Annotated in this window: 6 protein-coding genes and 1 tRNA gene; 2 read left to right on the forward strand and 5 right to left on the reverse strand. The window is 52.1% G+C overall.

Translation table 11 applies throughout. The annotated features are described in order from the left end of the window. Positions 1–302: 302 nt before the first annotated feature. Positions 303–378, reverse strand: a tRNA-Lys gene (locus CFLAV_RS31360). Between the two features lie 363 nt (positions 379–741). On the opposite strand from CFLAV_RS31360, the gene araD1 reads away from it, so the two are divergent. Further along, on the forward strand, positions 742–1758 hold the full coding sequence (gene araD1 / locus CFLAV_RS31365; RefSeq protein WP_007418973.1) for an AraD1 family protein: 1017 nt from the start codon (positions 742–744) through the stop codon (positions 1756–1758). Positions 1759–1823: 65 nt separating this feature from the next. Then, positions 1824–2210 carry a RidA family protein gene (locus CFLAV_RS31370; protein ID WP_007418974.1) on the forward strand — a complete coding sequence of 129 codons (387 nt, stop codon included), beginning with the start codon at positions 1824–1826 and terminating at the stop codon, positions 2208–2210. 2 nt (positions 2211–2212) lie between these two features. Here the strand turns inward: CFLAV_RS31370 and CFLAV_RS31375 are convergent, their stop codons facing one another. The 4 genes from CFLAV_RS31375 to CFLAV_RS31390 all read right to left on the reverse strand — a co-directional run. Next, positions 2213–2578 carry a hypothetical protein gene (locus CFLAV_RS31375; RefSeq protein ID WP_007418975.1) on the reverse strand — a complete coding sequence of 122 codons (366 nt, stop codon included), beginning with the start codon at positions 2576–2578 and terminating at the stop codon, positions 2213–2215. Between the two features lie 66 nt (positions 2579–2644). Further along, positions 2645–3721, reverse strand: a complete 1077-nt coding sequence (locus CFLAV_RS31380; protein WP_007418976.1) for an FAD:protein FMN transferase — start codon at positions 3719–3721, stop codon at positions 2645–2647. Positions 3722–3808: 87 nt separating this feature from the next. Further along, positions 3809–5113 (reverse strand): Gfo/Idh/MocA family protein, encoded by a 1305-nt coding sequence (locus CFLAV_RS31385; protein WP_007418977.1) that lies wholly within the window; start codon positions 5111–5113, stop codon positions 3809–3811. A gap of 63 nt (positions 5114–5176) precedes the next feature. Next, the coding region (locus CFLAV_RS31390) for a formylglycine-generating enzyme family protein (protein ID WP_007418978.1) at positions 5177–5571 on the reverse strand (395 nt) is incomplete at its 5' end.

Below are 5571 nucleotides of genomic sequence, written 5' to 3' on the forward strand. Positions count from 1 at the left end.
TTTCTAAATAGTGATTTTAGCATCGCTTACTCCGATCCAAATTCAAACAAACCAGATTGCTCCTTGGCAATTCTACTCAACAATGATTCCTAAATTTTGAACTCCATAATCATCCAGCCCCGCTGGTAAATCGCAGACTGCAACCGGCTTGAAACGATGTAAAGTGCAAATGGTGAACTTCAGTTAACTCATTTGGTCATTTGTCCTTGGACATTGGGCCTTCTCCAGCCTCTTTCCACGCAGAAACGGTTTCACAATAGAGATTTTTCCGCAGCTTCGCGACTTAGGGAAAGAAAGGAAGATGGTGCCCCGGCTAGGACTCGAACCTAGGACCAATTGATTAAGAGTCAACTGCTCTACCAACTGAGCTACCGAGGCAACCAAATAACAGGCATCAAGCCTGCCACAGAACCTTCTCAAGTTCCACCTCATTTTGCATTTAGTTGGCTCTCAAATCAAGTGCCTATCAACGCATCACAGACTGGCTTCACCAATCCCGGTGGGAACGACTTGGTTCCGTAGGGGGCGTATTTTGCAAAGCTACCGCCGCTCCGCAAGCCAAATCGTAACATTTTTTCCTCAGGCAAGCATGGACTCAAGTGTGAGAAACACTTTCCTTGCAGCCCTATCCGTGTGAATTTTTGTCAATCCGTGGTTTCTTCTTTTCCATCTCCGCTACAAAAACTGCCTATTGTCACCCAACGCAACCACCGCTAATCTTCCTGCCAACCAATCACTAAAATGATCCGTCTCGTTCAATTGACACACCCCAGGCATGGACGACGCGTCGCCGTTGCTGACGACCGTCAGTTACGCTTTATCCAACCCTACGGCTCCATCTACGTCCTCGCGAAAGCCGCAATCTCCACCAACAAATCTCTCGCGGACACCGTCAACCGCAGTCTTTCCAACGAAACGTTGGATTACGATCCCATCCATCGCGGCGAATCCGAATGGAAATTTCTTCCGGCCTTTGATCATCCTGAAGAACCCACTCGCTGCCTCGTGACCGGCACCGGCCTCACCCACAAAGCCAGCGCCGAAAATCGCCAGGCCATGCATGCCGGTGAAAACGGTGAAAAAAAAGCCGCCGCCATGACCGACAGCATGCGCATGTATCAATGGGGATTGGAAGGCGGCCGCCCTGCCCCCAGCCAGATAGGCGTTTCACCGGAATGGTTTTATAAAGGCTGCGGCACCGTTCTCCGCGCCCACAATGAGCCACTCGAAGTCCCCAGTTTCGGCAACGACGGTGGCGATGAAGCGGAAGTCGCGGGTGCTTACATCATCGATCCTTCCGGCAAACCTCGCCGTGTCGGCCTCGTTCTTTCCAACGAATTCTCCGACCACGTGCTGGAACAGAAAAACTATCTCTACTTGGCCCACTCCAAGCTCCGCACCTGCGCCCTCGGCCCTGAACTCGTCATCGACGCCGACTTCAAAAACAATCGCGGCCGTGTCTCCGTCGAACGCGATGGCAAAGTCATCTGGTCCGACCAATTCTTCACCGGCGAGACTAACATGTCCCACACTCTCGAAAATTTGGAACATCATCATTTTAAATATGCTGCTCACTGTCGTCCCGGCGATGCCCACATCCACTTCCTCGGCGCAGACGTCTTCAGCTTCGGCGCTGGCATCGCCCTCCAAACTGGCGACGTAATGCAGATCGAACTTTCCGGTTTCGGCAAACCATTGCGCAACCCCATTCACATTCATCGCACTGCCCCAACTCACGTCAAAGTGGAACAACTCTGATTCCTGCTCATTTGCCATTGACCAAAACTGGCCCGCCAGACTTACTAAACAAAATATTTTGCTCCATGCCGAAGAAAGAAATTAAACATCCCGAGAAGGAAAAAAGCACAGGTGCCTACTCTGCCGCCGTGGAAATCGATGGCTGGATTTATGTCAGCGGCCAGGGCCCACTCGATGCCAAAACCGCCCTCCCCATTCGCGGCACGATTGAAGAGGAAACCAAACTCACCCTTACCCACGTCGCCACCATTCTCAAAGCCGCCGGCTGCTCGCTGAACGACGTGGTAAAAAGCACCGTCCACCTCTCCGACATCAACGAATTCGACCGCTTCAACGCCACTTACAAGGAATTCTTCAAGGACGTCGCCGTCCTCCCTGCCCGCACCACCGTCCAATCAGTCCTCTGGAGCAACATCAAAGTGGAAATCGACGTCATAGCTCGCAAACATTAAGTTTACTGGGACGAATTCACGGGACGATCGCTGAAGATCGCCAGGATCAAGAGCAGATATCCTACCGCTGCAAACACCGTCGATATTGAGGGGACAATGCTGAGCAATAAATTGTGGCTCATTCCGTAATACATCGTGTTGGCACCTCTGCCAACAATCGACGAGACGATCAAACTGTTAATAATGGGCATTATGATATTGAGAAACAAAGGAATCCCGAATCCTATAAGTGCAAAGCGGGAAATTTTCGGATGTCGATTCCATCTCATGATTGCCACCGCTGCACCGGTCGCGTGTAACAGAATGACCGGCATCATAATCAAGTAGTTTTGCAGAACTTGCCATAGAGCGGAGTAGTTGGTGGACATAGGATTACCTTATTGTAGTTAGTCTAGTTACCCGCCTTGCAACTTGGAACATCTTTTATTCCGTTGTCATGGCTGAAACTTCAGCGCCTTAAACCGTTTCGACTGATACACCCGCCTCCCCTGCTCATTCTCCGTCACCACCAAGGCCGCCGTCTTCGGCAGCGAATCAATCAACGCTAACCCTCGCTCAACTCCCAACGCGCATACCGTATTATCCAATCCATCCGTGATCGTCGCGTTCGGCCCGATGATTGTCGCCTGAATTCGTATGGTGAGTCCTAGACCCGTCTGCGTATCCACCACATGCGAGTAACGTTTGCCCCCAATCTCCACAAATTGCTCTGTATCACCTGACGTGGAAATACCGGCGTTTTTCAAGAGCACTGTTTTCGTGACTTTCGCATCCTTCGGATCAATCGATGCAATCCCAATCGCCCATCCAGCGTGCCCTGGCGGCGCATCGCCCAACGCAATATCTCCGCTGGCCGCCACCATCGCGCGCGTCACTCCCTTACTTTTCAAAACTTGCAAGGCCTTGTCCGCCGCATAACCCTTCGCAATCCCGCCCAGGTCCAGCTTCATGTTCGGCACTGTAAGAATCACCGTCTTCCCTCGCGCATTCAGCAACAACTTCTGATATCCCACTTCCTTCCTGGCCTCTGCCAATTCCGCTTCAGTCGGCAAAACCTTTTTCTTTCTCGCCGCGCGCCAAAGCCGCACGTAAGGCCCCACTGTCACATCGAATGCCCCATCACTCTCCCGCGCCACTCGTTGGCTCTCCGCCAAAATCTCAAACAAATCATCACTCACCTTCACGGGCGTCCCATATGGTTGGGCACAGAGCCGCATGAGTTCGCTGTTTGCGTCGTAATCGCTCATGCAGTTATTCAACTCCTCGATCTTTTGGAAGGCCGCCACCGCCGCCTCATCTGCCTCCGCCTGATTTGAAGCATAGAGCGTGATCCGAAACAGGCTCGCCATGTGCAACTCCCCATACTCATAGCGATGCAATGATATTTCCGCCCCTTGCTCCGTCGCACAACCAGTCAACAGCAAAGTGAAAATACACATTAAAACCGCGCAGCCAAAAGCTCGTGTCCAATCTTTCCCACTCTTCTCTGCTTCAAACAAAAACTTCATCATTCAATTCTAAATCAAAAAAAGGCCGACCCGTTAACGGATCGGCCTTTGATATTCGTGTTTATTCGTGGTTGAACAACCTTCTACCACTCACGCCATCTTGTATTTGCCCGGTATGGCCACTGCTGCGTGCGGCGGCTGCACTTCAAAGGAATAGGTTTCCGGCCCGAGTCGAACATTGGAGTTCAACATTTCATCCCAGGTGACGGAGTGACCCGAGTAAGCCGATTCACGTCCCATGATGGCTGTCAGAGTACTCTCCGCAACCTGCCGCGCTTCGTTCACCGGTTTCTCCGCACGAATCGCTGCGATCAAGTCCGCATGCTCCTGCACGTAACCATTCTTATTCTTGCCGGTAAATTTCCATTCCGCCCCGTTCTTCGGTTTGATGCTCGTGTGACAGTTGCTCGTTCCGTTCACGCCGATCACCGCTTCGCTAATGTTGTCTTCGCAATTGTCATGCTGGCGGCATTGGCTGAACATCCTCGCACCATTTGCGTATTCATATTCCACAGCGAAATGGTCGAAAATATGCCCATACTTGGGATCGGTGCGAACCTGGCGTCCACCCATGCCACTCGCCTTGATTGGATGCGCCCCCATCACCCAGTTCATCACGTCCAGATTATGCACATGCTGCTCGACGATATGATCACCGCACAGCCAGGTGAAGTAATACCAATTACGGCATTGATATTCCATTTCAGACCAGTCCGCGTTGCGGCCATGATGCCACAATTCGCTGCCGTTCCAGTAGGCACGACCAACCAAAATGTCGCCAATCGCCCCGTCCTGCAGGCGCTTAATCGTATCCTGGTAATCCGGTTGGTGACGGCGTTGTGTCCCGGCCACAATCGAAAGCCCCTTTTGCTTCGCCATTTCGCCCGACTCAATCACCGAACGAATCCCCGGTCCATCCACCGCCACCGGCTTCTCCATGAAAACATTCTTGCCCGCTTCAACCGCCGCGCGCAAATGAATGTGACGGAAATGCGGCATCGTTGCCAAAATCACGTAGTTGATATCACTCAATGCCAGCAACTTCTGATAGGCATCAAAGCCAACGAAACAACGGTCGTCAGGAATTTCCACGCCCTGCTTCTTCAAATTCTCACGGCAACTGTCCAAACGATCCTTGAACAAATCCGCCAGCGCGACGATCTGCACATTCTTGGCCGAACTCAGCGCATTCCCCGCCGCACCAGTGCCACGTCCGCCGCAGCCGACCAGGCCGATACGAATCGGCTTGCCATCTTCCTGCGCGGAACTGTTGATTACAAATGGAAAACTCGATGCCACCGCCGCACCGGCCGCGACAACTGAGGAACGTTTCAGAAAACTACGGCGAGTCAGATCCGTCTGCTCGCTCGATGATAGAGGTTGGTCTTGATTCATAGATCAAATGTTTGCTGCAAGGTGAATGTCTTCATGATGGCAATTCTAAAATAAATTGCGAGCTTATTTTGCTTTCTCCGCAGTCCTCGCATCTCCGAGATCACGCACCACCCGGAAACCTACGAAATCCGCCGACGCCAACCACCAAATGCTTTTGGGATTCTGCGGATCCAATTCGTTCCACTCCGCATTGCAAACCATCCGCGCATTGCTCCGCATCTTGGTCACTGGCTCGGTAAACGCACCTCCACGCGCCACATCTTGCGCATCCTTTGAATCCTTCGCACACCATTCGGCCACATTGCCGACAATATCATAAAGCCCATACGGGTTTGCCTGCTTCTTGCCGCAAGGCTGGGTAGTGTTGTCGGAATTATCAATGAACCAGCCATAATCACCAGCCTTTGAAGCGTCATCGCCCCAGAAATAAGGTGTCTTGGTTCCACCACGGCAGGCAT

The organism is Pedosphaera parvula Ellin514 (assembly GCF_000172555.1).
Lineage (GTDB): Bacteria > Verrucomicrobiota > Verrucomicrobiia > Limisphaerales > Pedosphaeraceae > Pedosphaera.